Source organism: Streptomyces sp. NPDC058579 (assembly GCF_042718575.1).
Taxonomy (GTDB): Bacteria; Actinomycetota; Actinomycetes; order Streptomycetales; family Streptomycetaceae; genus Streptomyces.
This window is the reverse complement of sequence record NZ_JBHXPI010000046.1, coordinates 23,056-48,471: the sequence shown is the minus strand read 5'-3', so window position 1 is coordinate 48,471 and position 25,416 is coordinate 23,056. Positions and strand designations below refer to the sequence as shown.

The 25,416-nt window shown below is 71.2% G+C and carries 24 protein-coding genes and 1 riboswitch; of the genes, 13 read left to right on the top strand and 11 right to left on the bottom strand.

The features are described from left to right. Nucleotides 1-157: 157 nt before the first annotated feature. On the bottom strand, nucleotides 158-829 hold the full coding sequence (locus ACFWRO_RS32150) for a DUF4190 domain-containing protein (RefSeq protein ID WP_384516579.1): 672 nt from the start codon (nucleotides 827-829) through the stop codon (nucleotides 158-160). A gap of 75 nt (nucleotides 830-904) precedes the next feature. Between ACFWRO_RS32150 and ACFWRO_RS32145 the strand changes: the two genes are divergently transcribed. The 6 genes from ACFWRO_RS32145 to ACFWRO_RS32120 all read left to right on the top strand — a co-directional run bounded on the left by ACFWRO_RS32145 (nucleotide 905) and on the right by ACFWRO_RS32120 (nucleotide 6,579). Beyond that, nucleotides 905-1,933 carry an adenosine deaminase gene (locus ACFWRO_RS32145; RefSeq protein WP_384516576.1) on the top strand — a complete coding sequence of 343 codons (1,029 nt, stop codon included), beginning with the start codon at nucleotides 905-907 and terminating at the stop codon, nucleotides 1,931-1,933. 34 nt (nucleotides 1,934-1,967) lie between these two features. Beyond that, a complete protein-coding gene (locus ACFWRO_RS32140) occupies nucleotides 1,968-2,660 on the top strand; it encodes a glycerophosphodiester phosphodiesterase (protein ID WP_384516573.1) in 693 nt (230 codons plus the stop codon). Then, nucleotides 2,657-3,442, top strand: coding sequence for an SAM-dependent methyltransferase (locus ACFWRO_RS32135; protein ID WP_384516571.1), 786 nt, complete (start codon nucleotides 2,657-2,659; stop codon nucleotides 3,440-3,442). Before ACFWRO_RS32140 ends, ACFWRO_RS32135 begins: the two co-directional genes overlap by 4 nt. Continuing rightward, the gene (locus ACFWRO_RS32130; protein ID WP_384516568.1) at nucleotides 3,442-4,638 is read left to right on the top strand and encodes a sensor histidine kinase; all 1,197 of its coding nucleotides are present in this window, start codon (nucleotides 3,442-3,444) and stop codon (nucleotides 4,636-4,638) included. The genes ACFWRO_RS32135 and ACFWRO_RS32130 overlap by 1 nt, the downstream gene beginning before the upstream one ends. Beyond that, nucleotides 4,635-5,312: a response regulator gene (locus tag ACFWRO_RS32125; RefSeq protein WP_384516565.1), complete on the top strand. Its 678-nt coding sequence runs from the start codon at nucleotides 4,635-4,637 to the stop codon at nucleotides 5,310-5,312. Before ACFWRO_RS32130 ends, ACFWRO_RS32125 begins: the two co-directional genes overlap by 4 nt. Before the next feature lie 103 nt (nucleotides 5,313-5,415). Next, nucleotides 5,416-6,579 (top strand): serine hydrolase domain-containing protein, encoded by a 1,164-nt coding sequence (locus ACFWRO_RS32120; RefSeq protein ID WP_384516563.1) that lies wholly within the window; start codon nucleotides 5,416-5,418, stop codon nucleotides 6,577-6,579. On the opposite strand, the gene ACFWRO_RS32115 is transcribed toward ACFWRO_RS32120, so the two are convergent. Together ACFWRO_RS32115 and ACFWRO_RS32110 are read right to left on the bottom strand one after the other, a co-directional pair. Continuing rightward, nucleotides 6,558-7,118 carry a hypothetical protein gene (locus tag ACFWRO_RS32115; protein WP_384516560.1) on the bottom strand — a complete coding sequence of 187 codons (561 nt, stop codon included), beginning with the start codon at nucleotides 7,116-7,118 and terminating at the stop codon, nucleotides 6,558-6,560. The two genes, ACFWRO_RS32120 and ACFWRO_RS32115, sit on opposite strands and share 22 nt — an antisense overlap. Before the next feature lie 55 nt (nucleotides 7,119-7,173). Continuing rightward, entirely contained in the window at nucleotides 7,174-8,337 is a 1,164-nt protein-coding gene (locus ACFWRO_RS32110) for a PotD/PotF family extracellular solute-binding protein (RefSeq protein WP_384516594.1), read from the bottom strand. Nucleotides 8,338-8,531: 194 nt separating this feature from the next. Between ACFWRO_RS32110 and ACFWRO_RS32105 the strand changes: the two genes are divergently transcribed. Then, on the top strand, nucleotides 8,532-9,410 hold the full coding sequence (locus tag ACFWRO_RS32105) for an effector binding domain-containing protein (protein WP_384516557.1): 879 nt from the start codon (nucleotides 8,532-8,534) through the stop codon (nucleotides 9,408-9,410). 107 nt (nucleotides 9,411-9,517) lie between these two features. Here ACFWRO_RS32105 and ACFWRO_RS32100 read toward each other — a convergent pair whose 3' ends face one another. Continuing rightward, complete coding sequence (locus tag ACFWRO_RS32100) at nucleotides 9,518-10,954, bottom strand: gamma-aminobutyraldehyde dehydrogenase (protein WP_384516554.1); 1,437 nt, start codon at nucleotides 10,952-10,954, stop codon at nucleotides 9,518-9,520. A gap of 205 nt (nucleotides 10,955-11,159) precedes the next feature. On the opposite strand from ACFWRO_RS32100, the gene ACFWRO_RS32095 reads away from it, so the two are divergent. From ACFWRO_RS32095 to ACFWRO_RS32070, 6 genes are all read left to right on the top strand, one after another. After that, nucleotides 11,160-11,651: an Lrp/AsnC family transcriptional regulator gene (locus tag ACFWRO_RS32095; protein WP_352191863.1), complete on the top strand. Its 492-nt coding sequence runs from the start codon at nucleotides 11,160-11,162 to the stop codon at nucleotides 11,649-11,651. Then, on the top strand, nucleotides 11,636-13,015 hold the full coding sequence (locus ACFWRO_RS32090; protein WP_384516551.1) for an aspartate aminotransferase family protein: 1,380 nt from the start codon (nucleotides 11,636-11,638) through the stop codon (nucleotides 13,013-13,015). Before ACFWRO_RS32095 ends, ACFWRO_RS32090 begins: the two co-directional genes overlap by 16 nt. A 227-nt stretch (nucleotides 13,016-13,242) precedes the next feature. Then, entirely contained in the window at nucleotides 13,243-13,971 is a 729-nt protein-coding gene (locus ACFWRO_RS32085) for an ABC transporter ATP-binding protein (RefSeq protein ID WP_384516549.1), read from the top strand. Next, nucleotides 13,953-15,098, top strand: coding sequence for a hypothetical protein (locus ACFWRO_RS32080; RefSeq protein WP_384516546.1), 1,146 nt, complete (start codon nucleotides 13,953-13,955; stop codon nucleotides 15,096-15,098). Before ACFWRO_RS32085 ends, ACFWRO_RS32080 begins: the two co-directional genes overlap by 19 nt. A gap of 369 nt (nucleotides 15,099-15,467) precedes the next feature. Further along, the gene (locus ACFWRO_RS32075; RefSeq protein WP_384516544.1) at nucleotides 15,468-16,589 is read left to right on the top strand and encodes an LOG family protein; all 1,122 of its coding nucleotides are present in this window, start codon (nucleotides 15,468-15,470) and stop codon (nucleotides 16,587-16,589) included. An 88-nt stretch (nucleotides 16,590-16,677) separates the two neighbouring features. After that, a complete protein-coding gene (locus ACFWRO_RS32070; RefSeq protein ID WP_384516542.1) occupies nucleotides 16,678-17,613 on the top strand; it encodes a hypothetical protein in 936 nt (311 codons plus the stop codon). Nucleotides 17,614-17,620: 7 nt separating this feature from the next. Here the strand turns inward: ACFWRO_RS32070 and ACFWRO_RS32065 are convergent, their stop codons facing one another. The 7 genes from ACFWRO_RS32065 to pyrH form a co-directional block, all read right to left on the bottom strand. Beyond that, nucleotides 17,621-18,643, bottom strand: a complete 1,023-nt coding sequence (locus ACFWRO_RS32065) for an ABC transporter ATP-binding protein (RefSeq protein WP_384516539.1) — start codon at nucleotides 18,641-18,643, stop codon at nucleotides 17,621-17,623. Then, nucleotides 18,643-20,265: an ABC transporter permease gene (locus tag ACFWRO_RS32060; RefSeq protein ID WP_384516537.1), complete on the bottom strand. Its 1,623-nt coding sequence runs from the start codon at nucleotides 20,263-20,265 to the stop codon at nucleotides 18,643-18,645. The genes ACFWRO_RS32065 and ACFWRO_RS32060 overlap by 1 nt, the downstream gene beginning before the upstream one ends. Nucleotides 20,266-20,303: 38 nt before the next feature. Continuing rightward, nucleotides 20,304-21,383: a thiamine ABC transporter substrate binding subunit gene (locus ACFWRO_RS32055; protein ID WP_384516591.1), complete on the bottom strand. Its 1,080-nt coding sequence runs from the start codon at nucleotides 21,381-21,383 to the stop codon at nucleotides 20,304-20,306. A gap of 86 nt (nucleotides 21,384-21,469) precedes the next feature. Beyond that, nucleotides 21,470-21,577: riboswitch (TPP riboswitch) on the bottom strand. Nucleotides 21,578-21,606: 29 nt separating this feature from the next. Continuing rightward, nucleotides 21,607-22,713 (bottom strand): 23S rRNA (adenine(2503)-C(2))-methyltransferase RlmN, encoded by a 1,107-nt coding sequence (gene rlmN, locus ACFWRO_RS32050; RefSeq protein ID WP_384516534.1) that lies wholly within the window; start codon nucleotides 22,711-22,713, stop codon nucleotides 21,607-21,609. Between the two features lie 79 nt (nucleotides 22,714-22,792). Next, a complete protein-coding gene (locus ACFWRO_RS32045) occupies nucleotides 22,793-23,878 on the bottom strand; it encodes a phosphatidate cytidylyltransferase (RefSeq protein ID WP_384516531.1) in 1,086 nt (361 codons plus the stop codon). Continuing rightward, entirely contained in the window at nucleotides 23,878-24,435 is a 558-nt protein-coding gene (frr, locus tag ACFWRO_RS32040) for a ribosome recycling factor (protein WP_384516528.1), read from the bottom strand. Before frr ends, ACFWRO_RS32045 begins: the two co-directional genes overlap by 1 nt. A 100-nt stretch (nucleotides 24,436-24,535) precedes the next feature. Further along, entirely contained in the window at nucleotides 24,536-25,300 is a 765-nt protein-coding gene (gene pyrH / locus ACFWRO_RS32035; protein ID WP_384516525.1) for a UMP kinase, read from the bottom strand. Between the last annotated feature and the right edge of the window lie 116 nt (nucleotides 25,301-25,416).

The window sequence follows — 25,416 nt, the reverse complement described above, 5'->3', positions numbered from 1 at the left end:
GCCCGCGGCCTCGCCACCAACCACGGGGGATACCCCCTCATGGAGGCCGGGGAGAGGTGGCGGGGCGCATCACCGAGCCGCGCGTACACGTAGACGGCCCCCGCGAATGCGAAGCGCGGGGCCCTTCTCCGTACCGGTACCGGGTAGCGGGTAGCGGCTAGCGGTTCTCGATGATCAGGCTCGTCGCGAACGGGTCGTCCGCGTCGCTGCCGTAGTCCTCGCCCTGGGCGATCGCCCAGATGATGAAGCCCAGGAAGACCGAGCTGACCACGATGCCGATCGCGCCGAGCACGATGCCCGCCGTCGCCATGCCGCCGTTGCTCGCCTCGCCCCGGGTGACCTTCTTGCGGCCGATGACGCCGAAGACCAGCGCCAGGATGCCGAGGACGATCCCGAGTCCGTACATGCAGAAACCGGCCACCGCGATGATGCCGAGCACCATCGCCGCCGTGCCCATGCCGTTGGACGGGGACTGCTGCCAGCCCGGCTGGCCGTAGCCGCCGACCGCCCCGCCCGTCCCGTAGCCCGGGTAGCCGGGGTAGCCGTACCCCGACGACGCGACCGGCGCCACCGGCGTGACCGGCGGCGCGGTCGGGTAGCCGTAGCCGTACGAGCCCGTCGGCGCGGGCCCGCCCGGGGCCACCGGCGGCGGCGGTACCTCGCCCGTCGGCATCGCGGTCATCGTGGGCTGGTCGTGGACCGGCGGACGGTCCTGCGGCGTGGGCGCGGGCGTCGCCGGCTTGCTCAGTTCCACCCCGTCGCGGTTCGGCGGAGCCCACGGGTCCGCCGGGTCGTACCCGCCCCGCGGCTGGTCGCTGTTCTCAGACATGGGCCTCCCCCATCGTGGTCACGCCATGCTACGACCTCGCCCCTCCCCGGGTCCCGCCCGGCCTACGATGATCCGATGACCGATCTGCACACCTTCATCGCGGGGCTGCCCAAGGCCGAGCTGCACGTCCACCACGTGGGCTCCGCCTCCCCCCGGATCGTCGCCGAGCTGGCGGCCCGGCACCCGGACTCCAAGGTCCCCACCGACCCCGAAGCCCTCGCCGCGTACTTCACCTTCACCGACTTCGCCCACTTCATCGAGGTCTACCTCTCGGTCGTGGACCTCGTCCGCACCCCGGAGGACGTCCGGCTGCTGACCTTCGAGGTCGCCCGGGACATGGCCCGGCAGAACATCCGGTACGCCGAGCTGACCATCACCCCCTACAGCTCGACCCGCCGCGGCATCGACGAGCGCGCCTTCATGGCCGCGATCGAGGACGCCCGCAAGGCCGCCGAGGACGAGCTCGGCGTCATCCTGCGCTGGTGCTTCGACATCCCCGGCGAGGCCGGTCTGGAGGCCGCCGAGGAGACCGCCCGGCTCGCCGTCGAGCTGCGCCCGGAGGGCCTGGTGTCGTTCGGGCTCGGCGGCCCGGAGATCGGTGTGCCGCGCCCGCAGTTCAAGCCGTACTTCGACCGGGCCATCGAGGCCGGTCTGCACTCCGTCCCGCACGCGGGCGAGACGACGGGACCGGAGACGATCTGGGACGCCCTGAAGGACCTGCGCGCCCAGCGCATCGGCCACGGCACCAGCTCCGTACAGGACCCGGAGCTCCTCGCGTACCTGGCCGAGCACCGGATCGCCCTGGAGGTCTGCCCGACGTCCAACATCGCCACCCGCGCGGTCGCCGACCTGGACCAGCACCCCATCAAGGAGATGGTCGCGGCCGGCGTCCTGGTGACGATCAACAGCGACGACCCGCCGATGTTCGGTACGGACCTCAACAACGAGTACGCCGTCGCCGCCCGTCTCCTGGAGCTCGACGAGCGCGGCATCGCGGCCCTCGCCAAGAACGCGGTCGAGGCATCCTTCCTCGACCCGGCCGGCAAGGCCCGCATCGCCGCCGAGATCGACACCTACACGGAGAAGTGGCTGGCGGGGCGGTAAGCCCCGGACAGCCCCCAGCCGCGACAATGGCCCCATGGACCACGTCACTGTCGTAGGCCACCGCGGCGACCCGTACCGCGTCCGGGAGAACACCGTGCCCTCGATCGTCTCGGCGATCGAGGGCGGCGCGGACGCCGTCGAGATCGATGTACGGCTCACCCGCGACGGCGTTCCCGTCCTCCTCCACGACGACACGCTCAAGCGGCTGTGGGGCCACGACCGGCCGCTCTCCGCGCTCACCCTCGCGCAGGTGCGGGAGCTGACGTACGACGGCGTCCCCACCCTGCGCGAGGCGCTGATCGCGGCCGGTCCTTACCGGCTGATGCTCGATCTGCCCGGCGGGAACGAGGACTCGGTCCGCACCATCGTCGGCACGGTCCGCGAGTGCGGGGCCGCCGATCGCGTCTACTACTGCGCGGGCGGCGTCGCGATGCTCCAGGTGCGGGCCGCCGACCCGGCCGCCGAGATCGCGCTGACCTGGAACTCGCTCGCCCCGCCCCGGGCCGTCCTGCTCGACGCGGTACGGCCGCGCTGGCTCAACTACCGCTTCGGGGTGCTGAGTCGGGACCTCGTGGAGCGGGTGCACCGGGACGGCTACCTCGTCTCGGCCTGGACCGCGGACACCCGGCGCACCATGCGTAAGCTCCTCTCCCACGGAGTGGACGCGATCACCACCAACCGGGTGGACGCGCTCGCCGCCGAATTGCGAAGGGGTACGCCGAGGTGACAGGGATCGAGAGGATCCGGACCGACATCGCCCACAACGCCCGTGTGTGGAACTACTGGTTGGGCGGCAAGGACAACTACCCGGTGGACCGGGAGGTCGGCGACCAGGTCACCGGCTTCTACCCGAGCATCGGCGAAGTCGCCCGCGCGGACCGGGCGTTCCTCGGCCGGGCGGTCACGCACCTGGCGGCCGAGGCCGGGGTGCGGCAGTTCCTGGACATCGGTACGGGCCTGCCGACCGCCGACAACACCCACGAGGTCGCCCAGCGCATCGCCCCGGAGTCGCGGATCGTCTACGTCGACAACGACCCGATCGTCCTGACCCACGCCCGCGCGCTGCTGACCAGCGCCCCGGAGGGGGTCACCGACTACGTCGACGCGGACGCGCGGGACCCGAAGCGGATCGTGGCGGCGGCGAGCCGCACGCTCGACCTGTCGCGGCCGGTCGCGGTCATAATGCTCGGCATCCTCAACTTCGTCCTGGACACCGCCGAGGCCCGGGAGATCGTCCGGACGCTGATGGCCGCCGTCCCCTCCGGTTCGTACCTCGTACTGACCCACCCGACGCTGGAGCCTGAGCTCGGCGGCGAGGGGAACGTGGCGGCGATGGCGTTCTGGAACGAGAACGCGACCCCGCCGATCACGGCCCGCACCCGCGCCGAGTTCGCCTCCTTCCTGGACGGTCTCGACGTCCTGGAGCCGGGGATCGTCTCCTGCGCGAGCTGGCGGTTCGCCCCGGCGAGCGAGGTGGCGCAGTTCGGCGCGGTGGGCCGGAAGCCGTAGTGGGCATACGGGGGGACGCGCAGGAGACCGTACGGGGATGGGGTGAGCGCGCCCGGCGGTTCGGGGGCTCGCATCCGCTCGCCGTGGACGTCGGGATCGCGCTGCTCGTGCAGGCCGCGATGACGATGCCGTTCGTCGTGCCGCGCGCCCCCGAGCTGCCGCCGGCGACCTGGACGGCGTACGGCCTGACGACGCTCACCGTGCTCCCGCTGGTCTGGCGGCGGCGCGCCCCACTGGCCGTCCTCCTCGCGATCCTGGCGACCAGCACGCTCTACGAGCTCGCGGTCGATGGACCCGGCCAGCCCCTCCCGTACACCGGGCTCGTCATCGTCCACACGATCGCCGCGCTCGCGCCGCCCTGGCAGCGGCGGGCGACCGTGGTGCTGATCGTGGTCGCGGTGCCGGTGTCGGTGTGGCTCAACACCGGCTCGGCGCGCGAACTGACCTTCTCCCTCTTCGTGTTCGGGGCGGCGTACGTCTTCGGCCGGCTGACCGACGCCCGGCAACGGGCCCACCGCGTCGAGGCCGAGCAGGCTGCGGCACGCGAACGGGCCCGGATCGCGCGGGAGATGCACGACATCCTCTCCCACGCGGTGAGCCTGATGGTCGTACAGGCGGAGGCGGGACCGGTGGCGGTGCGGGCGGCTCCGGAGCGGGCGGAGGCGGCGTTCGACGCGATCTCCGCGACGGGCCGGGACGCGATGGAGCAGCTGCGCCGGATGCTCGGGGTGCTGCGGGACGGTACGGAGGGCGCCCCGCCGCCCCGGGAGCCGCAGCCGGACCTCGGCGGGCTGCCCGCCCTGGTGGAGCGGGTGCGGGCGAGCGGGCTCGACGTCACGTACCGGACGACGGGCGGGGTCCGGGCCCTTCCGGTGGCGGTCGGGGCGACGGTCCACCGGATCGTGCAGGAGGCGCTGACGAACGTGGTGAAGCACGCGGGCGCGCGGACGGCAGCCGTGCGACTCGCGTACGAGGACGGGGTGTTGGAGGTCGTGGTGACGGACGACGGGCGGGGCCCCCGGCGCGGTGGGCGCTCTGCGGGCGGCGAGGGGCACGGGCTCGTCGGGATCCGCGAGCGGGCCGGCGCGCACGGCGGTACGGCGGTGACCGGCCCGGGTCCGGACGGCCGGGGCTTCGAGGTACGGGTGGAACTCCCCGTACCCCTCGTACCGTCCACGGCGGAGGCGGCGACGTGACGATCCGGGTGGTGGTGGCCGACGACCAGGAGCTGGTCCGGAGCGGCTTCTCGATGATCCTCGACGTCCAGCCGGACATCGAGGTGGTCGCGGAGGCCGGCGACGGCGCGGAGGCGGTGGAGGCGGTGCGCCGCCACTCCCCCGACGTGGCGCTGCTCGACATCCGGATGCCGCGCCTGGACGGCATCGAGGCGTGCCGGGCGATCAGCGCGGAGAGCGGGTGCCGGAGCGTGATGCTGACGACCTTCGACTCGGACGCGTACGTCTACGAGGCGCTGCACGCGGGCGCGAGCGGGTTCCTGCTGAAGGACGTCCGCAGGGACGATCTGGTGCACGCGGTACGGGTGGTGGCGCGAGGCGACTCGCTGCTTGCCCCGTCCGTGGCGCGCCGCCTAGTCGAGGAGTACACCCGCCCGGCGCGCCGAGAGACCGCGCCGCGCCCCGATCCCCGGCTCGACGCGCTGACGGCCCGCGAGCGCGAGACATTGCTGCTGCTCGCGCGGGGGCTTTCGAACGCGGAGATCGCGGCGGAGCTGGTCGTCAGCGACCACACGGTGAAGACGCACGTGGGCAACGTGCTGGCGAAGCTCGGGCTGCGGGACCGGATCCAGGCGGTCATCTGCGCGTACGAGAGCGGCCTGGTCACGGCGGGCTCTCCCCCGCTCGGGGGATGAGCGGGGCGGGGGAAGATCCCCCGCTCCGGCGATCCGTGGATCGTCGCAGGTCGGCAGGGTGTGAGTCGTAGGAGAACAGTGGCTCACACCAACGGAGTTGACCATGAACGCACGCACCCGCGCCCTGCTCGCCGCGACCCTCGTCCTGGGTGTCGCGGCCGGCACCGGGGCTCTGCCCGCGACGGCCGCCCAGGTCACGTCCGTCGCGCCGGCCTCGGACCCCGCCCTCGAAGCGGCGATCGAGGGCCTCCCCTCGAAGGACGCGACAGCCGCCCTGGTACGGATCGGGGGCCGGGAAGGCACCTGGCGAGGAACCTCCGGCGTGCACGACCTGGAGTCGATGCGCCCGGCCGATCCGGACGCCCGCTTCCGCGCCGGTTCGGTGACCAAGGTGTTCACGGCGGCGGTCGCCCTCCAGCTCGCTGGCGAGGGGCGGCTCGACCTGGACCGCTCGGCGCGCTCGTACCTGCCGGAGCTGATCCCGGCCCGGTACGGGACGGTGACGGTCCGCCAGCTGCTGAACCACACGCACGGGATCCCGGCGCCCGACTTCCCCGGTTCGACGGTCGAGGAGTGGTACGCGAACCGCTTCGAGGTCCACGACCCGCGCGCGATGGTCCGCTCGGCGACCGCGAAGAAGCCGGAGTTCGTCCCCGGGACCCGGCAGCACTACCTGAACATCGGCTACACGGTCGCGGGTCTGCTGATCGAGCGGGTCACGGGCGACTCGTACGAGCACCAGGTCCGGGCGCGCGTCCTCGGCCCGCTCGGGCTGCGCGGCACGTACCTGCCGGGTGCCGGCCCGCGCATCAAGGGCCCGCACAACCACGGCTACCAGTCGATGCGGCTCGCGGACGGCACGACCGGGCTGCGGGACGTGTCGGTGTGGGGCGCGTCGGACGGCTGGGCGGCGGGCGACCTGATCTCCACGACGGCCGATCTGGAGCGGTTCACGCGGGCGCTGTTCCAGGGCCGGGTGGTGCGCGGGCCGCTCCTGGAGGAGATGTTCACGCTGCCGAAGGTGCCGGACTTCAAGAGCGGCGCCGATGCCGCGTACTCCGCGGGGCTCTCGATGAAGAAGCTCGGCGGGCGGGAGGTGTGGGGGAAGACGGGCGGCCGCTGGGGCTACAACGCGGCGATCGCCTCGACCCGGGACGGCTCGCGCACGCTGGTGTACAGCGTCAACTCCACGGACGCGAAGGGCCAGGACATGAACAGCGTCGCCCTGGCCCTGATGGTCGCGGCCTACGGACCGCCGACGGCCTGAGGCTGGGGCGCATGGGTCACGGCCCGCACCCCCTGCGCCGCTTCGAGGCGCTTGATCATCCGCCGTACGACGAGCAGCGGGACGATCCCGAAGACCCCGAACGACATGTCGATGACCGACCACCAGATGGGGATGTCGCGGATCGGCCCGCAGATCAGGGCGAGGGGAATGATCCCGACGCAGGCGATCATCCCGAACTCGACGACCCAGATGTTGCGGACGGGGTCGCGGTAGGGGCCGTAGAAGGCGACGGCGATGACGAGGTGCGCGAAGGCCAGCCAGTCGTTGCCGTACAGCAGGAACGGGTGCTGCGCGTCGGCGAGGTCGAGGCCGACGCGCACCCGCGCGATCCACTCCACGAGGCCCGGGAACACCTCCCCGACCGGCGCCGCCCAGGACGTCAACGCGCCTTCGATGAAGCGGACTTCGGTGACCAGCGGGAAGGCGGTGACCCCGCTGAGCACCAGACAGACGACGAAGAGGACCAGCCACACACGGATACGCCGAAGAAGGGCCACAGGCCCGCTCGCCTCGCTCATGACAACACCCTACGCCCATCATGAACGCGTTCAAAAAAGGGGGTTCAGCGGTCCGTCAGAGTCCGACGATCGAGTTCCACCTCTTCGCGAACTCCGTCCGCTCCTCCGACGTGATGTCGCGGGCGATCGCGAGCCGCCCCCGCATCTCGTCGTCGGGGAAGATCAGCGGGTCCTCGGCGAGCGCGGCCAGCTCCTCGTCGTCGGAGTCGGCGAGGACGTCGCGGGCGGCCGGGACCGGGCAGACGTAGTTGACCCAGGCGGCCAGCTCGGCGGCCACCTCGGGGTCGTAGTAGTGATCGACCAGCTTCTCGGCGTTCGTCTTGTGCTGCGCCAGGTTGGGGATCATCAGCGACTCCGCCCACAGCTCGGCGCCCTCCTCGGGGACGACGAACTCGATGTCGGGGTTGTCGGCCTGGAGCTGGATGACGTCGCCCGAGTACGCCTGACAGGCCAGGACGTCGCCGGTCGACAGGTCCTTGATGTAGTCGTTGCCGGTGAAGCGGCGGATGTGCCGCTTGCCGACCAGATCCTCGATCTGCTCGCACACCGCGTGGAAGTCTTCGGCGGTCCACTTCGTCACGTCGACCCCGTTGCCCTGCATGAGCAGCGCGAACGACTCGTCGAGCCCGGAGAGCAGGGTGACCTTCCCGCGCAGTTCGGCGTCCCACAGGTCCTTGACCGAGCGGATCTCCCGGCCGAGCTTCTTGCGGTTGTAGGCGATGCCCGTGATCCCGGACTGCCAGGGCACGGTGTGCAGCCGGCCCTCGTCGAAGGCGGGCGAGCGCAGCTGCGGGTCGAGGTACCGGCTGATGTTCGGCTGCGCGGCCCGGTCCATCTCCTGCACCCAGCCGAGCCGGACGAACCGGGCGGCCATCCAGTCGCTCATGACGATGAGGTCCCGGCCGGTCTCCTGGTGGTTCATCAGCGCCGGGCTGATCTTGCCGAAGAACTCGTCGTTGTCGTTGATCTCCTCGGTGTACCGCACGGAGATCCCGGAGCGCTCCGAGAACGCGTCCAGCGTCGGCCGCTTCGAGGTGTCGTCGTCATCGGTGTCGATGTAGAGCGGCCAGTTGGCGAAGTCGAGCGTACGGTCCCGCGCGGACAGGTCCCGGCCCGCCCGCCGCCCCGGCTCCACGTAGGCGGCCGGTACGCCGCAGCCGGCGAGCAGCGCCACCGCCCCGGCGCCCCCGATCCCGCGCAGCAGGGACCGGCGGGACATGTTCTTCCTCGCTGTCGCTCTCATCCGAGCAGCATCCCGGCCCGGCCACGACGGGGCAATGGACGGTCCGTGCGCCGGAACGACCACGCCCCCGACACCCTGTCGATCACCCGACAGGATCGGGCACAGGATGTCGGGTCCGGCACCCTGGGTGCTGCCTAGCGTGGTGGTCGTCAAGAGGAAGGAACCGGGGCGTGCTGGAGAGGCTCAACCGGGCGATGGAGCACATCGAGCTCCACCTGGCCGACGACGACCGGCCCGTCGACGTGACGGAGCTGGCCCGGATCGCGGGCACGTCGGAGTACCACCTGCGCCGGATGTTCTCGGCGCTCGCGGGCATGCCGCTGTCGGAGTACGTACGGCGCCGGCGGCTCACCCTCGCGGGCGCGGAGGTGCTCGCGGCGCGGGAGACGCTGCTCGACATCGCCGTGCGGTACGGGTACGGCTCGGGCGAGGCGTTCGCCCGGGCGTTCCGCGCCATGCACGGTGTCGGTCCCGGCGAGGCCCGGCGGACCGGCGCCACGCTCAGCTCCCAGCCCCGGATGGCCTTCCGTCTCGCCGTCGAAGGGAACAGCACGATGCGTCACCGCATCAAGGAGAAACCGGCGTTCACGGTCGTCGGCCCCAAGGCCCGGGTCCCGCTGGTGCACCTGGGACCGAACCAGGCGATCATGGACTTCGTCCGGGGTGTCGACAAGCCGACCCTGGAGCGCCTGGAGGCGCTGTCGGACCAGGAGCCGCAGGGCATCGTCGCGGTCTGCGACGACCTGGACCCCAGCCGCGCCGAGGGCACGGAACTCGACTACTACCACGGGGTGATCACGTCCGCCGCGGCGCCGGAGGGCGCTTCGGTCCTGGCCGTCCCCGCCGGCAGCTGGGCGGTCTTCACCACCTCGGGACCGGCCCCGCAGGCGATCCAGGAGCTGTGGCGGGACGTCTACACGCAGTGGTTCCCCTCGAACCCGTACCGCGGCCGTCCCGGCCCCGAGATCGCCCGGATCCGGCTCTCGGCGGACGGCACCGAGGCGGACGCCGAGCTGTGGCTGCCGGTGGAGGCGGAGACGCGGGGCTGAGGCACGGGCTGAGGCACAGGGCTGCGCCCCGCCCCACATACGACGATCGCGGCCCCGCCGCCCGAGGGCGACAGGACCGCGATCGTCGACGCGGTGGAGCGAGGGTCCTAGCCGAGCGACGTCATGACGTGCTTGATGCGCGTGTAGTCGTCGAAGCCGTACGCCGAGAGGTCCTTGCCGTAGCCGGACTTCTTGAAGCCGCCGTGCGGCATCTCCGCGACCAGCGGGATGTGGGTGTTGATCCACACGCAGCCGAAGTCGAGCGACTTCGACATGCGCATCGCGCGGGCGTGGTCCTTCGTCCAGACCGAGGAGGCGAGCGCGAACTCGACGCCGTTGGCGTACTCCAGGGCCTGGTCCTCGTCACGGAACGACTGGACCGTGATGACCGGGCCGAAGACCTCGTTCTGGATGATCTCGTCGTCCTGCTTGAGGCCGGAGACGACGGTCGGGGCGTAGAAGTAGCCCTTGTCGCCGACCTGGTGGCCGCCCGACTCGACCTTGGCGTGGGCCGGGAGGCGCTCGATGAAGCCGGAGACCTGCTTCAGCTGGTTGGCGTTGTTCAGCGGGCCGTAGAGGACGTCCTCGTCGTCCGGCTGACCGGTCTTCGTGTCGGCGGCAGCCTTGGCCAGCTGCGTCACGAACTCGTCGTGGATCGACTCGTGCACGAGGACACGGGTCGCGGCCGTACAGTCCTGGCCGGCGTTGAAGAAGCCCGCCACGGAGATGTCCTCGACGGCCTTGGCGATGTCGGTGTCCTCGAAGACGACGACCGGGGCCTTGCCGCCCAGCTCCAGGTGGACGCGCTTGACGTCCTTGGCCGCCGACTCGGCGACCTGCATGCCCGCGCGGACCGAACCGGTGATGGAGGCCATCGCCGGCGTCGGGTGCTCGACCATGGCGCGGCCGGTCTCGCGGTCGCCGCAGATGACGTTGAAGACGCCCTTGGGCACGATGGAGCCGATGATCTCCGCCATCAGGACGGTCGACGCGGGGGTCGTGTCCGAGGGCTTGAGGACGACCGTGTTGCCCGCGGCGAGCGCCGGGGCGAACTTCCACACGGCCATCATCATCGGGTAGTTCCACGGCGCGACCTGGGCGCAGACACCCACGGGCTCGCGGCGGACGATGGAGGTCATGCCCTCCATGTACTCGCCGGCCGAGCGGCCCTCGAGCAGCCGGGCGGCACCCGCGAAGAAGCGGATCTGGTCCACCATGGGCGGAATCTCTTCGCTCGCGGTGAGGGCGACCGGCTTGCCGGTGTTCTCGACCTCGGCGGCGATCAGGTCCTCGGCGCGCTCCTCGAAGGCGTCCGCGATCTTCAGCAGGACCTTCTGGCGCTCGGACGGCGTGGTGTCGCGCCAGGCCGGGAAGGCGGCCGCCGCCGCGACCATGGCGGCGTCGACGTCCGCCTGGCCGGAGAGCGGAGACGTGGCGAAGACCTCGCCCGTGGCCGGGTTGACCACATCGATGGTCCGTCCGTCGGTGGCGTCCCGGAACTCCCCGTTGATGTAGTTACGCAGCCGGCGCAGCTCGGTGGTCACTTTGCCACCCCTCCTGTCACGTTTGGTCGCACGTCGTCGTGCGGCGTCCCGTTTGCCGAGACACCCCAAGCCTAATCGCTTCCCTGACGCTTTCGACAGGTCCGGCATGCGCCAACTTCGGATTCAGTGAGATTCGGTCCCTCAAACAACGAATTTCATCGCTCTGGGGTTGCCAGACCGACGAGTCCCAGTGCAGAGTGAGTGCGTGGCCAGTCAAAGCACGAACTCCAGAACCGGTTCCGGTTCGTCCCCGACGATCGATGCCGTCTCCCTGGCGATCATCGAACAGCTCCAGGAGGACGGCCGCCGCCCGTACGCCGCCATCGGCAAGGCCGTGGGCCTGTCCGAGGCAGCCGTACGGCAGCGCGTCCAGAAGCTGCTCGACCAGGGCGTCATGCAGATCGTCGCCGTCACCGACCCGCTCACCGTGGGACTCCGGCGACAGGCGATGGTCGGCATCAACGTCGAGGGTGACCTCGATCCGGTGGCGGAAGCACTGACTGCCATGTCGGAATGTGAGTACGTGGTGATGACCGCGGGCTCGTTCGACCTGATGGTGGAGGTCGTCTGTGAGGACGACGACCACCTGCTGGATGTGATCAACAAGCGCATCCGCACCCTCCCCGGCGTGCGCTCCACGGAGAGCTTCGTCTACCTCAAGCTCAAGAAGCAGACCTACATGTGGGGAACTCGATAATCGTGACCCAGGACCTGTCCAAGACCGCGTACGACCACCTGTGGATGCACTTCACCCGCATGTCGTCGTATGAGAACAACCCCGTGCCCACCATCGTGCGTGGTGAGGGCACCTACATCTTCGACGACAAGGGCAAGCGCTACCTCGACGGTCTCGCGGGTCTCTTCGTGGTCAACGCCGGACACGGCCGCAAGGAACTGGCCGAGGTCGCGTACAAGCAGGCCCAGGAACTCGCGTTCTTCCCCATCTGGTCGTACGCCCACCCCAAGGCCGTCGAGCTCGCCGAGCGCCTGGCCGACTACGCCCCGGGCGACCTGAACAAGGTCTTCTTCACCACCGGTGGCGGCGAGGCCGTCGAGACCGCCTGGAAGCTCGCCAAGCAGTACTTCAAGCTGCAGGGCAAGCACACCAAGTACAAGGTCATCTCGCGTGCGGTCGCCTACCACGGCACCCCGCAGGGCGCCCTCTCCATCACCGGCCTGCCGGCCCTGAAGGCCCCCTTCGAGCCGCTGGTCCCCGGCGCGCACAAGGTGCCGAACACCAACATCTACCGCGCCCCGATCTACGGCGACGACCCCGAGGCCTTCGGCCGCTGGTGCGCCGACCAGATCGAGCAGGAGATCCTCTTCGAGGGCGCCGACACCGTCGCGGCCGTCTTCCTGGAGCCGGTGCAGAACGCCGGCGGCTGCTTCCCGCCGCCGCCCGGGTACTTCCAGCGGGTACGCGAGATCTGCGACCAGTACGACGTGCTGCTCGTCTCCGACGAGACGATCTGCGCCTTCGGCCGCCTCGGCACGATGTTCGCCTGTGACAAGTTCGGCTACGTGCCGGACATGATCACCTGCGCCAAGGGCATGACCTCGGGCTACTCCCCGATCGGTGCCTGCATCGTCTCGGACCGCATCGCCGAGCCGTTCTACAAGGGCGACAACACCTTCCTGCACGGCTACACCTTCGGTGGCCACCCGGTGTCGTCGGCGGTCGCCCTCGCCAACCTCGACATCTTCGACAAGGAAGGCCTGAACCAGCACGTCCTCGACCAGGAGGGCAACTTCTTCGACACCCTGAAGAAGCTGCACGACCTCCCGATCGTCGGCGATGTCCGCGGCAACGGCTTCTTCTACGGCATCGAGCTCGTCAAGGACAAGGTCACCAAGGAGTCCTTCACGGACGAGGAGACCGAGCGCGTGCTCTACGGCTTCCTCTCCAAGGCGCTCTTCGAGAACGGCCTGTACTGCCGCGCCGACGACCGTGGCGACCCGGTCATCCAGCTGGCCCCGCCGCTCATCGCCGACCAGGGCACCTTCGACGAGATCGAAGGCATCCTGCGCTCGGTGCTCACCGAGGCGTGGACGAAGCTCTGACGGCTCCGACCGTCCGAGCCCTTCCAGGCACAGGACCTCACGCCGCCCTCACGGCGTGACCCCGGCCCGGGTGTGCGGCCATCCGAGTGGATGGCGGCCGCCCGGGCCGTGTGCTGTCCGTACAAACGGATCTGAATCCTTACGGTGCCCAGTGACCGACAGGCCCGTCCTTTCGTTCCCTCGGACGGGGGAACGCAAGTATCGGATCCGACATCGAGGTGTACGCGATGGCCCCACCGGACAACGACGTGCTCTGGGCGCGTTCCCTGCACTGCACCCTGGAGGGTTCGGACGTCCTGACCGGCGTCTCCCTCGGCGTGCGCGAGGGCGAGATCCTCGCCCTGGTCGGCCCGCGCGGCAGCGGCAAGACCACGCTGATGCGCTGCCTCTCCGGCCAGATCGTCGCCCAGCAGGGCGAGGTCTGGTTCAACAGCAGCCCCGTCCACACGATGGGCCCCGTGCAGCGCGAACGGCTGCGCCGGGACCGGTTCGGCTGGATCGACCCCGAGCCCGGACTCGTACCGGAGCTGACCGCCTGGGAGAACGCGGCCCTGCCGCTCCTGCTGCGCGGGGTCTCGCACCGGGCCGCGAAGGCCTCCGCCCTGGAGTGGCTGGAGCGCCTCGACATCGGGGGCTGCTCCCGCAAGCGCCCGCACGCGCTGCCCCAGTCGCAGCGGCAGCGGATCGCCATCGCCCGGGCCCTGGTCACCACACCGTCCGTGCTCTTCGCCGACGAGCCGACCGCCTCCCTGCACCGCGCCGACGGCGCCCAGGTCCTGCGTACGCTGACGGCCGCGGCCCGCTCGCACCGGATCACCGTGCTGCTCGCCACGCACGACCCGGAGGTGGCCGCCCTCGCCGACCGCTCGGTCGCCCTGCTCGACGGGCGCCGGGTGGGCACCGCGTCGCCGACCACCGGGGCGGAGGGCGTCGCCGCGTGCTCGCTCTCCGTCTAGTCCGCGGGACCCACCCCCTCGTCCTGCTGCGGCGCCTCCTGGTCGCCGCGGCGGCCGCGGGGGTCGGCTTTCTGCTGCTGTGCACGCTGGGGTACGCCGTGGGTCACCCGGAGCGGTCCTCCGCAGCGACCCTGCGGCTGCTGTGGTGCCTGATCCCGATGGCCGCAACCGTGCACTTCGCGGTGGCCGTGGCCCGTACGGATCCCAGCACCCGGCCGCGCCCGGGGCTCTCGGCGATCGGGCTCGGCCCGGCGCGGCTCACGGCGATCGCCGCGGCCTCGACGGCCGTAGAGTGCACGCTCGGCTCGATGGTCGCGCTGCTGTTCTACCTGCACCTGCGCGGTGACATCACGGGCCTGCCGTTCGACGGAGCGGCGGCGGAACTGCTCGCGGCGGGTCAGCCGATCCCGTTGGCGGGCGCGCTGACCCTCCTCGCGATCCTCCCGGTGGCCGCCTCCACGGCCGCCGGCCTCGCCCTGCGCCCCCGCACGACCCCGACGGCTCCCCCGGGCGCGGAGCGGACGGCCCCCTCGGGCCTCCCCTGGGGCGTGGCGCTCCTCGCGGTCGGCCTCGCGGTCGAGACGTACGCGGGCCAGGGCGGCGCGGGCGGCGGGCTGCCGCTCCCGGGCCGCTTCGAGGGCAGCCCGGCGGGGGTGCTCGCGGGCTGGATTCTCACCGCGATCGGGCTCGCGATGGCGGGCCCCGGCATCACCCACTGGTGCGGCCGGCTGCTCCAGGCCGTCCGCCCCGGCGCGACCCGCCTGCTCGCCGGCCGCGTCCTGATGGACGAGTCCCGCCGCATCGGGCGCCCGCTCGGCGTGGTGTGCGCGGTGGCCTCGGGCGCGGTCGCGGCGGCCACGCTGTACGACGCCGGGACGGGCGACTTCGGCCCGCTGACCGGCCTGGGCGCGGCGCTGGTGATGGCCTGCACGACGGCGACGCTCCTGACGGCGGCCCTGGAGTCCAAGCAGTGCCGCGCCCACACGACGGAAGCCCTGGTCCGCCTGGGCGCCCCACCCACGGTCCTCCGCACAGCAGCCCTGATGCGCGCGGGCGCACTACTGACGATCTTCCTACCCCTGACCTGGCTGGTAGGCACCCTGGCAGCGGTCCCGCTGAGCGCTTGAGGCACGCGGGCACCCTCTGGACACCCCCTCGCCCCGCGGGTCTCCCGACTGCGGGGTTCCCCCACGCCCCTTCGCTTCCATCCCGCCGGATCCCCCCGTTGCTCCCCCGCCGCGGGATTCCCCCACCCACCCGATGCCCACCCACCCCCGTCCACCCTCCCGTGTGGGCAATCGTCCCGCAGGGCGGTGGGGGTCCCCCCAGGGCGAAGCCCTAGGGGGAGGGTGGGCACACGGGACGAGGGCGCCCTGGCGGGCGCGTCCGCCCCGACCGGCCCCGCACCACGAGCGCGGCGCCCCGCACAACCGGCCGCACCCCGGGCGCGGCGCCCCGGACAGGACCCCGCACCCCGGGACCCCTACCCTGGCCCCATGCCCCACCGCGAGGAACGCGAAATCCACACCCCCGCCGAGTTCGACGAGGTCACCGCCCGCGGCTCCCTCCAAGGCCACCGCATCCAGTCGGTGGACCTCACCGACCGCACGTTCGCCCTGCTCGCCACCTCCACCACCGGCGCCGTCTTCCTCGGCTGCGAGCTCCAGCCCGAGGCCGCCGCCAAGGTCCGCGCGGACGGGGCCCTCGTCTTCCCACCCGTACCGGATCTGCCCTTCGATCCGTACCGCGCCCACCTCTACTCCCCCGACGAGCTGTTCGACCGCGTCGAGGACGAGGGGTACGAGGCGACGCCCGACTTCCTCGCGTACGACTGGTTCCAGCGGACCAAGTCCGACGGCGACATCTTCGCGTCGATGCTCCGCTCCATCCACGACGACGCGATCTCCGACGCCCTCGACGAACTCCTCGTCGGCGCCCCGGTCGTCGGCGTCATGGGCGGCCACGCGATGGGCCGCGGCACCGACGCGTACGCCGGTGCGGCCCGGCTCGGCCGCGCGCTGGCCCGCGACGGGCTGACCGTGGCGACCGGCGGCGGCCCCGGCGCGATGGAGGCGGCGAACCTCGGCGCGTACACCGCCCCGCTCGCCGACGACGTCCTGGACGAGGCGCTCGAACTCCTCGCCAAGGCGCCCTCCTTCACCCCGTCGGTCACCGACTGGGCACGCGCCGCCTTCGAGGTGCGCTCCCGCTGGCCGAAGGGCGGCGACTCGGTCGGCATCCCCACCTGGTTCTACGGCCACGAGCCGCCGAACCCCTTCGCGGGCCACATCGCCAAGTACTTCGCCAACGCCACCCGCGAGGACGGCCTGCTCGCCCGCTGCGACGCGGGAGTGATCTTCCTGCCGGGCGCGGCCGGCACGGTGCAGGAGATCTTCGACAACTCGACTCCGAACTACTACGAGTCGCGGGGCGAGCCCACCCCCATGGTCCTGGTGAACCGCGCCCACTGGACGGACCGCCTCCCCGCCTGGCCCCTGCTCCAGGCCCTGGCCGCCGAGCGGCCGATGGCGGCGAGGATCGCCCTGGTCGACTCCATCGACGAGGCCCCGGAGGCACTCCGCCGCCTGGGCGCCGGGGGCCGGAGCCACCTGGGCTGAAGCACCGGGCCGCAGGAAGCAACTTCGACGCCCGATCCCACGTCTGGCAGTCCGTACCGCCTCCTGCCTCCCGGAACGGAGCCACTCCGTGCTCATAGGACTGCTGACCGCCGTCGCCGCCTCGATCTGTTACGGCACGGGCTCCGTCCTCCAGGCCGTCGGTTCGCGCAAGTCCGCGCGGCGCGAGGCGGCCGCCGCCGGACAGTTCACCGGCCGGGGCGGGCCGAGTCTCGCGTCGACCGCGAAGGCGGCGACGACCTGGGAGTTCGTCGTCGGTACGGTCCTGGACTTCATCGGCTTCGGCCTCGGCGCGCTCGCCGCCCGGATGCTGCCGCTCTTCCTGTCCCAGACCGTGATCAGCGCGAATCTGGTCATCACGGCGGTACTGAGCGTCCGGCTGCTCGGCATCCGGCTGACCCGCGCGGAGTGGACCTCGATCGGCGTGGTCTGCTCCGCCCTGGTGCTGCTGGCGAGCTCCGCGGGCCCCGAGGGCAGCGGGCACACCCCGATCGCCACGCACTGGTGGCTGCTCGCGATCTCGCTGCTCCTGATGGCCGGCGGCACCGTACTCGTACGCCTCCTCGGCACGCGGGCGGCGATCCTGGCCGGTCTGCTCTCGGGGCTCGGCTTCGGCGCGCTCGGCGTGGGCGTCCGGATCCTCAACGGCATCGACCCCTTCGACCTCGGCGCGCTCCTCACCGACCCGGCGCTGTACGCGATCCTCGTCGCCGGCATCGGCGGCATGTACCTGCACACCGTCGCGCTGCAGATCGGCTCGGTCAACGGGGCGACGGCGGCGCTCGTGGTCGGCGAGACGGTGCTCCCCGGGATGATCGGGGTGTGGTGGCTCGGCGACACCTCCCGCCCGGGCTTCGCCTGGCTGGCCGTCCTCGGCTTCGTCCTGGCGGTCGCGGGCGCGGTCGCGGTGGCCTGGTTCGGCGCCCCGGAGGCCCACGGCGCGGAACCGGACGACGAGCCGGCACCCACCCCACGGGAGACCGCCGGCTCAGGCGCTCCCCGCTAGCCCACCGCTAGTCCCCCGCGAGGACCACGACCTCGTCCGCCGCGAACGTCACCCCCACCTCAGCCCCCACCTCCGGGGCATCCCGCAGCGCGCACTCGGCCTCCAGCGGCGGGCCTTCGGCCGGGCGGAGGAGGACGGCGACGTGGGTGCCCCGGAACGTACGGGACTCCACGGCGCAGGTCAGGCCGTCCGCCGGGGCCACGAGCCGGACGCCCGCCGGGCGGACCAGGACCTCCCGCGCGCCCTGGGGCGAGCCGTCCGGAACCGGGATCTTGCCCCACGCGGTCTCGGCGGCGGCGCCGCTCACCGTGCCGGGCACGATGTTGTCGAAGCCGAGGAACCGGGCCACGAACGCGGAGGCGGGGTGCCGCCAGACGTCCAGGGGCGTCCCGGACTGGGCGATCCGGCCGTCGCGCATCACCACGACCCGGTCGGCGAGCGCGAAGGCCTCACCCTGGTCGTGCGTGACGGCGAGCACCGTCGTACCCAACTGCCGGAAGAGGGCGCGCAGTTCGACGACGAGCCGTTCCCGCAGGCCGCGGTCGAGCTGGCCGAGCGGCTCGTCCAGCATCAGCAGCCGGGGCCGGGGCGCGAGCGCGCGGGCGAGCGCCACGCGCTGCTGCTCGCCGCCGGAGAGCGCGGCGACGGCCCGGCGCGCGGCCCCTGGCAGCCCGACGAGCTCCAGCAACTCCCGTACGCGTTCGTCCTGTTCGGCCTTGGACACGCCCCGCATCCGCAGCCCGAAGGCGACGTTGGAGCCGACATCCCGCTGCGGGAAGAGCTGGTGGTCCTGGAACATCAGGCCGACCCCGCGCCGGTGCACGGGCACGCCCGCCTGGTCCGCGCCGTCGAGCCGGACCCGCCCGCCGTCGAGCGCCTGGAGTCCTGCGACGGCCCGCAGCAGCGTGGACTTGCCGCTGCCGCTCGGGCCGAGCACGCACACGATCTCGTGGTCGGCCACCGCCAGGTCCACGGAGTCGAGCACGGCCCGTTCCCCGAACCGTACGGTCACGTCCTCGAAGCGCAGCATCAGAACTCCCCGGAGCCGGAGGTGGTCCGGTCGGCTCGGAGCCGTTCCAGGAGGAGCAGGGACACCGCGCACACCACCATCAGAATCGTCGAAAGGGCCATGGCCTGGCCGTAGTTGAGCTCACCTGGCCGGCCGAGCAGCCGGGCGACGGCGACGGGCAGCGTCGGGTTGTCGGGCCGGGCGATGAAGACGGTCGCGCCGAACTCGCCCAGCGAGACGGCGAAGGCGAACCCGGCCGCGATGAGCACCGCCCGCCGCACCAGCGGCAGGTCGACCTCGCGCCAGGCCCGCAGCGGCGAGGCCCCGAGCACGGCCGCGGCCTCCCGCAGCCGCTCGTCCACCGCGCGCAGCACGGGCAGCATCGTCCGTACGACGAAGGGGACGCCGACCAGGGCCTGCGCGAGCGGGACGAGGATCCAGCTGGCCCGCAGGTCGAACGGCGGCTCGTCCAGGGTGATCAGGAAGCCGAAGCCGACCGTGACCGCCGACACCCCGAGGGGCAGCATCAGCAGCGCGTCGAAGCCGCGCACCAGCCGTCCCGCCCGGCGGGTCAGGGCGGCGGCCGCGAGTCCGCCGATGAGCAGGGCGAGGGCGGTGGCGACGACGGCGTACCGCAGCGAGTTCCCGATCGTGTCGACCATGGGCACGAGGAAGGTGCCGGAGGGGTCGACGGACTGGAGGGCCCGGTAGTAGTCGAGCCCGTACCCGTCGGGGGTGGCGAAGGACCGCTCGATCAGCACGGCGAGCGGCAGCACGAGCAGCAGCACGATCGAGACGAGGACGCCCGCGAAGAGCGCCCACGCGCCGATCCCTCGGGGCCGGTGCGCGGTCTGCTCGGGCGGTACGAGCTTCAGGGCCGTCTCCCGCCGCCGTACCGTCCGGGCGTGCACGGCGAGGACGACGCCGACGGCCACGAACTGGACGATGGTGAGGACGGCGGCCGTCGTCAGGTCGAAGCGGTCGACCGTCTGCCGGTAGATCTCCGTCTCCAGGGTGGAGTACGCCGGCCCGCCGAGGATCTGGACGACGGCGAAGGAGCCGGCGGTGAAGAGGAAGACCATCAGCGCGGCCGCGGCGACGGCGGGGGCGAGCGCGGGGAGCGTCACCGTCCGCCACGCACGGAACCGGGAGGCGCCGAGCACGCGGGCGGCCTCCTCCTGGCGGGGGTCGAGCTGCGCCCACAGGCCGCCGACGGTCCGGACGACGACGGCGTAGTTGAAGAAGACGTGCGCGAGGAGGATGGCCCAGACGGTGGTGTCCAGGCGGACGCCCCACAGCTCGTCGAGGAGCCCGCCGCGGCCGACGAGCGCGAGGAACGCCGTGCCGACCATGACGGTCGGCATCACGAAGGGCACGGTGACGACGGCGCGCAGCAGTCCCTTGCCGGGGAACTCGAAGCGCGCGAAGACGTACGCGCCGGGCAGCGCGATCAGCAGGGTCAGCGCGGTGGAGGCGAGCGCCTGCCAGAGGGTGAACCAGAGGACGTCGAGGATCTCCGGCCGGGTCAGCGTCTCGCCGAACCGGCCGAACTCCCACGCCCCGTCGACCCGCAGCCCGCGCTCGACGATCGAGGCGACGGGCCACGCGAAGAAGAGCGCGAAGAACGCGACGGGCACGACCATCAGGCCGAGCCGCGCCGCGCTTCCCCGGCGGTCGGGAACTACTTCAGAACGGTCGAGGACCACGACTGGATCCACTGGTCACGCTTCTCGGCGATCTTCTCCGGCGCCATGGTCTGCGGCTTGTCGATCACCACACCGTGCTTGGTGAACAGCTCGGGCAGCTGCGCGCCCTCGGTCACCGGGTTGACGAACATCTGCAGCGGCATGTCGTCCTGGAACTTCTTGGAGATCAGGAAGTCGATCAGCGCCTTGCCGCCCTCGGGGTTCTTCGCCCCGTTCAGCAGACCGGCGAACTCGACCTGCCGGAAGCAGGTGCCGGTGGAGACCCCGGTCGGGGCGTCCTTCGGCTGCGGCTCGGAGTAGAGGACCTCGACCGGCGGGCTGGAGGCGTACGAGACGACCAGCGGGCGGTCTCCCTTGGCCTGCTTGCCGCCGGCAGAGCCGGAGAACTCCTGGTTGTAGGCGAGCTCCCAGCTGTCGACGGTCTTCACGCCGTTGGCCTTGAGCTTCGTCCAGTAGTCCTGCCAGCCGTCGTCGCCGTACCGCGCGGCGGTGCCGAGCAGGAAGCCGAGGCCCGGGGAGGACTTCTCGGGGTTCTCGACCACGAGCAGGTTCTTGTACTCCGGCTTGGCCAGGTCGTCGAAGGTCTGCGGGGGCGCGAGCTTCTTGTCGGCGAAGTACTTCTTGTCGTAGTTGACGCAGATGTCGCCCGTGTCGACCGGGGTGACCCGGTGCTCCTTGTCGAGCTTCGTCTCGGGCAGCACCAGGTCGAGACCCTTCGCCTCGTACGGGACGAAGATCCCGTTGTCGAGCGCGCGGGAGAGCAGGGTGTTGTCGACGCCGAAGAAGACGTCTCCCTGCGGGGAGCCCTTGGTCAGGATCTCCTTGTTGACGGCGACGCCCGCGTCACCGCTCTTGAGGACCTTGACGGTGAAGCCGGTCTGCTTGGTGAACTCCGCCAGGACCTCCTTGGAGGCGTTGAAGGAGTCGTGACTCACGAGGGTCACGGTCTTCGGCCTGGGCTCACCGCTCTTGCCCGCCGCGTCCCTGATGTCCTCGGTGCCGCACGCGGCGAGCGTGGTGACGCCCAGCGCTGCGGCGATCGCCGTGGCGACCATCTTCTTGGTGCTCACTGAAATTCCTCCTGGGTGTGACCAGGAAGAGACGCGGCCCTGCCCACCGGGAGATGGGCAGGGCGCAACAGCTTGAGTTGCGACCGAACTTCCTACCCAGAATGACCTGGGCGAGGTTCAGAGGGTCTGCGGTCCGATGACCGCACTCTCAGCGCTGTGGCGCTCCCCTGTCGGAATATGGAGATGTGTTCGAGCACAGACTACAAGGTCAGCGCTCCGAGGCCGCCAGCTGTCCACAGGCACCGTCGATCTCCTGCCCGCGGGTGTCACGGACGGTGACGGGAACGCCGTGGGCGGCGATGGCCTCGACGAAGGCCTTCTCGTCCTCGGGCCGGGACGCGGTCCACTTAGACCCGGGCGTCGGGTTCAGCGGAATGAGATTGACATGTACCCGCTTGCCCTTGAGCAGCCGCCCGAGCAGGTCGCCCCGCCAGGCCTGGTCGTTGATGTCGCGGATCAGGGCGTACTCGATGGAGATCCGGCGGCCGGACTTCTCGGCGTACTCCCACGCGGCGTCGAGGACCTCGCGGACCTTCCAGCGGGTGTTGACGGGCACGAGGGTGTCGCGCAGCTCGTCGTCGGGGGCGTGCAGCGATACGGCCAGCCGGCACTTGAAGCCCTCGTCGGCGAAGCGCAGCATCGCGGGCACGAGGCCCACGGTGGAGACGGTGATCCCGCGCTGCGAAAGCCCGAGCCCGTCCGGCTCGGGGTCGGTCAGCCGCCGGACGGCACCGACGACCCGCTTGTAGTTGGCGAGCGGCTCGCCCATGCCCATGAACACGATGTTGCTGAGCCGCGCGGGCCCACCGGGCACTTCACCGTCACGCAGGGCGCGCATCCCGTCGACGATCTGGTGCACGATCTCTGCGGTCGACAGGTTCCGGTCGAGCCCGGCCTGACCGGTGGCGCAGAACGGACAGTTCATCCCGCAGCCGGCCTGCGAGGAGATGCACATGGTGACCCGGTCCGGGTACCGCATGAGCACGGACTCGACGAGCGTGCCGTCGTGCAGCTTCCACAGGGTCTTACGGGTGGTGTCGTCGTCGCACGAGATGTGCCGGACCACCGACATCAGGTCGGGCAGCAGCTCCCCCTGCAGCTTCTCGCGGGAGCCGGCGGGGATGTCGGTCCACTCGGCGGGGTCGTGGGCGTACCGCGCGAAGTAGTGCGTGGACAGCTGCTTGGCGCGGAACGGCTTCTCGCCGATCGCGGCGACGGCTTCCTTGCGCTCGGCGGGCGTGAGGTCGGCGAGGTGCCGCGGCGGCTTCTTGGCTCCGCGGGGCGCGACGAAAGTGAGTTCTCCGGGCTTCGGCATGGTCCTACCAGTGTCGCAGAGGAACGGGGAAGGGCCCGCAGTCTGTGGACAACGGGCCCTTCACCCACAGATTCGCAGGTCAGGTGGTGCCGACGAAGACGACGAGCAGCAGCCAGACCACCGGAGCCGTAGGCAGCAAGGAGTCCAGCCGGTCCATGATGCCGCCATGGCCCGGCAGCAGCGTGCCCATGTCCTTGATGCCGAGGTCGCGCTTGATCATCGACTCGCCGAGGTCGCCGAGCGTCGCGCTCGCCGCCACCGCGAGGCCGAGCACCAGGCCCTGCCACCACGAGCCGTCGTCGATCAGGAACTCCATGCACAGCGCGCCCGCCGCCATCGCGAACGTCACCGCCCCGAGCAGGCCCTCGCGGGTCTTGCCGGGGCTGATCCGCGGTGCCAGCTTGTGCTTGCCGAAGCGCCAGCCGATCGCGTACGCGCCGGTGTCGCTGACGACCGTGAGCAGCAGGAACGTGAGGACCCGCTCCGCACCGTCGTCGGCCGTGAGCATCAGCGCCACGAACGTCGCCAGGAACGGCACGTAGAACGCGGCGAAGACGCCCGCCGTGACGTCCTTCAGATAGCCCTCGGGCGGCTCCGTCATGCGCCACACGAGGACCGCGAGGGCGGTCAGGGCCATGGCGACCCAGGCCCCCTCCGCCCCGCGGACATAGCCGGCCACGACCATCGCCGCGCCACCGACCGCCAGCGGGACGAGCGGAGCCTTGATGCCCTTGCGCTCCTGGAGTCGGGAGGTGAGCTCCCACAGACCGACGACGACGGCGACCGCTATGACGCCGACGAACGCGGCCTTCCAGATGAAAAGGGACGCGACGATGACGGCGCCGAGCCCGACCCCGACTCCTATGGCCGCGCCCAGGTCGCGCCCCGCGCTCTTCTTCTGCGGGGAAGCGGGCCGATTCGGGCTGGACATGGGCTCCTGCGGGTGCTCGTTCGGCGTCTCGTCACGGAACAGGGGACCACTCGGCTGAGCGGCCCCCCGGTCGTGGTCGTCCTGGTGATCGCCGGCGGGGACGTCGGGCACGATGGGCATGGGCCGAGTCTGCGCCGCCCGCAGCCCATCGTATGCGGGACCCGCCGGGGCAGGCCCCTGGTCGGGCCCCCAGTAGCCGGAACCGGCCGGGGCCCCCCAGGAAGAGTCGTTCATCAGACCTCGAGCAGCTCGGCTTCCTTGTGCTTCAGCAGCTCGTCCACCTGCGAAACGTACTTCGCCGTGGTGTCGTCGAGCTCCTTCTCCGCGCGCCGGCCCTCGTCCTCGCCGACCTCGCCGTCCTTGACCAGCTTGTCGATGGTCTCCTTGGCCTTGCGGCGGACGGCGCGGATGGAGATCTTGGAGTCCTCGGCCTTGCCCTTGGCCACCTTGATGTACTCGCGGCGGCGCTCCTCCGTCAGCTCGGGGAACACCACACGGATGATGTTGCCGTCGTTGCTCGGGTTGACGCCGAGGTCGGAGTCGCGGATCGCCTGCTCGATGTTGCGCAGCGCGCTCTTGTCGAACGGGGTCACGACAGCCATGCGCGGCTCGGGAACCGAGAACGACGCCAGCTGATTGATCGGCGTGATCGCACCGTAGTAGTCGGCCACGATCTTGTTGAACATCGCCGGGTGCGCACGCCCGGTGCGGATCGCGGCGAAGTCCTCCTTGGCGACCACGACGGCCTTCTCCATCTTCTCCTCGGCCTCGAGGAGGGTCTCTTCGATCACCACTTGCTCCTGCGTGTCGTCGCGTCTTGTCCTGCACGGTTTGCGACCGGCAGGGCTCTGTCCATCCCCTCGCGGGGAGGTACCCGGTTCGAGCCGAGGCTCAGGCCCGGGTGCCCTGGTCGCTCACGAGAGTGCCGATCTTCTCACCCTTCACCGCGCGCGCGATATTGCCCTCGGCGAGCAGTTCGAAGACGAGGATGGGGAGATTGTTGTCCCGGCACAGGGTGATGGCGGTGGCGTCGGCGACCTTGAGGTCGCGGGAGAGCACCTCGCCGTACTCCAGCGCGTCGAACTTGACCGCGTCGGGGTTGGTCTTCGGGTCGGAGTCGTAGACCCCGTCCACGCCGTTCTTGCCCATGAGCAGGGCCTCGGCGTCGATCTCCAGGGCGCGCTGGGCGGCCGTGGTGTCGGTGGAGAAGTACGGCATGCCCATGCCGGCGCCGAAGATGACCACGCGGCCCTTCTCCAGGTGGCGCACGGCCCGCAGCGGGATGTACGGCTCCGCGACCTGACCCATGGTGATGGCGGTCTGGACGCGGGAGTCGATGCCCTCCTTCTCCAGGAAGTCCTGGAGGGCGAGGCAGTTCATGACGGTGCCGAGCATGCCCATGTAGTCGGAGCGGGCCCGGTCCATGCCGCGTACCTGCAGTTCGGCGCCGCGGAAGAAGTTGCCGCCGCCGATCACGATCGCGATCTCCGCTCCGTCGCGGACGACTGCGGCGATCTCGCGTGCGATTTTGTGCACGACGTCGGGGTCGACGCCGAGCGCGCCGCCTCCGGCGAATGCCTCGCCGGACAGCTTCAGCATGAAGCGGCCGGCCTTTTTGCCGTGGATGTCGTCGCCCTGTGCGGCGGACTGGTTCATGGAGATCTCCTCGTGCACATACGACGAAGGCCATTGCCGGTGGGTCCTTGCGGTTTCCCGTACGGCAATGGCCTCCTCGTCAGATCTGCGGTCGTCCTGCGCGAGCGCGGACGACT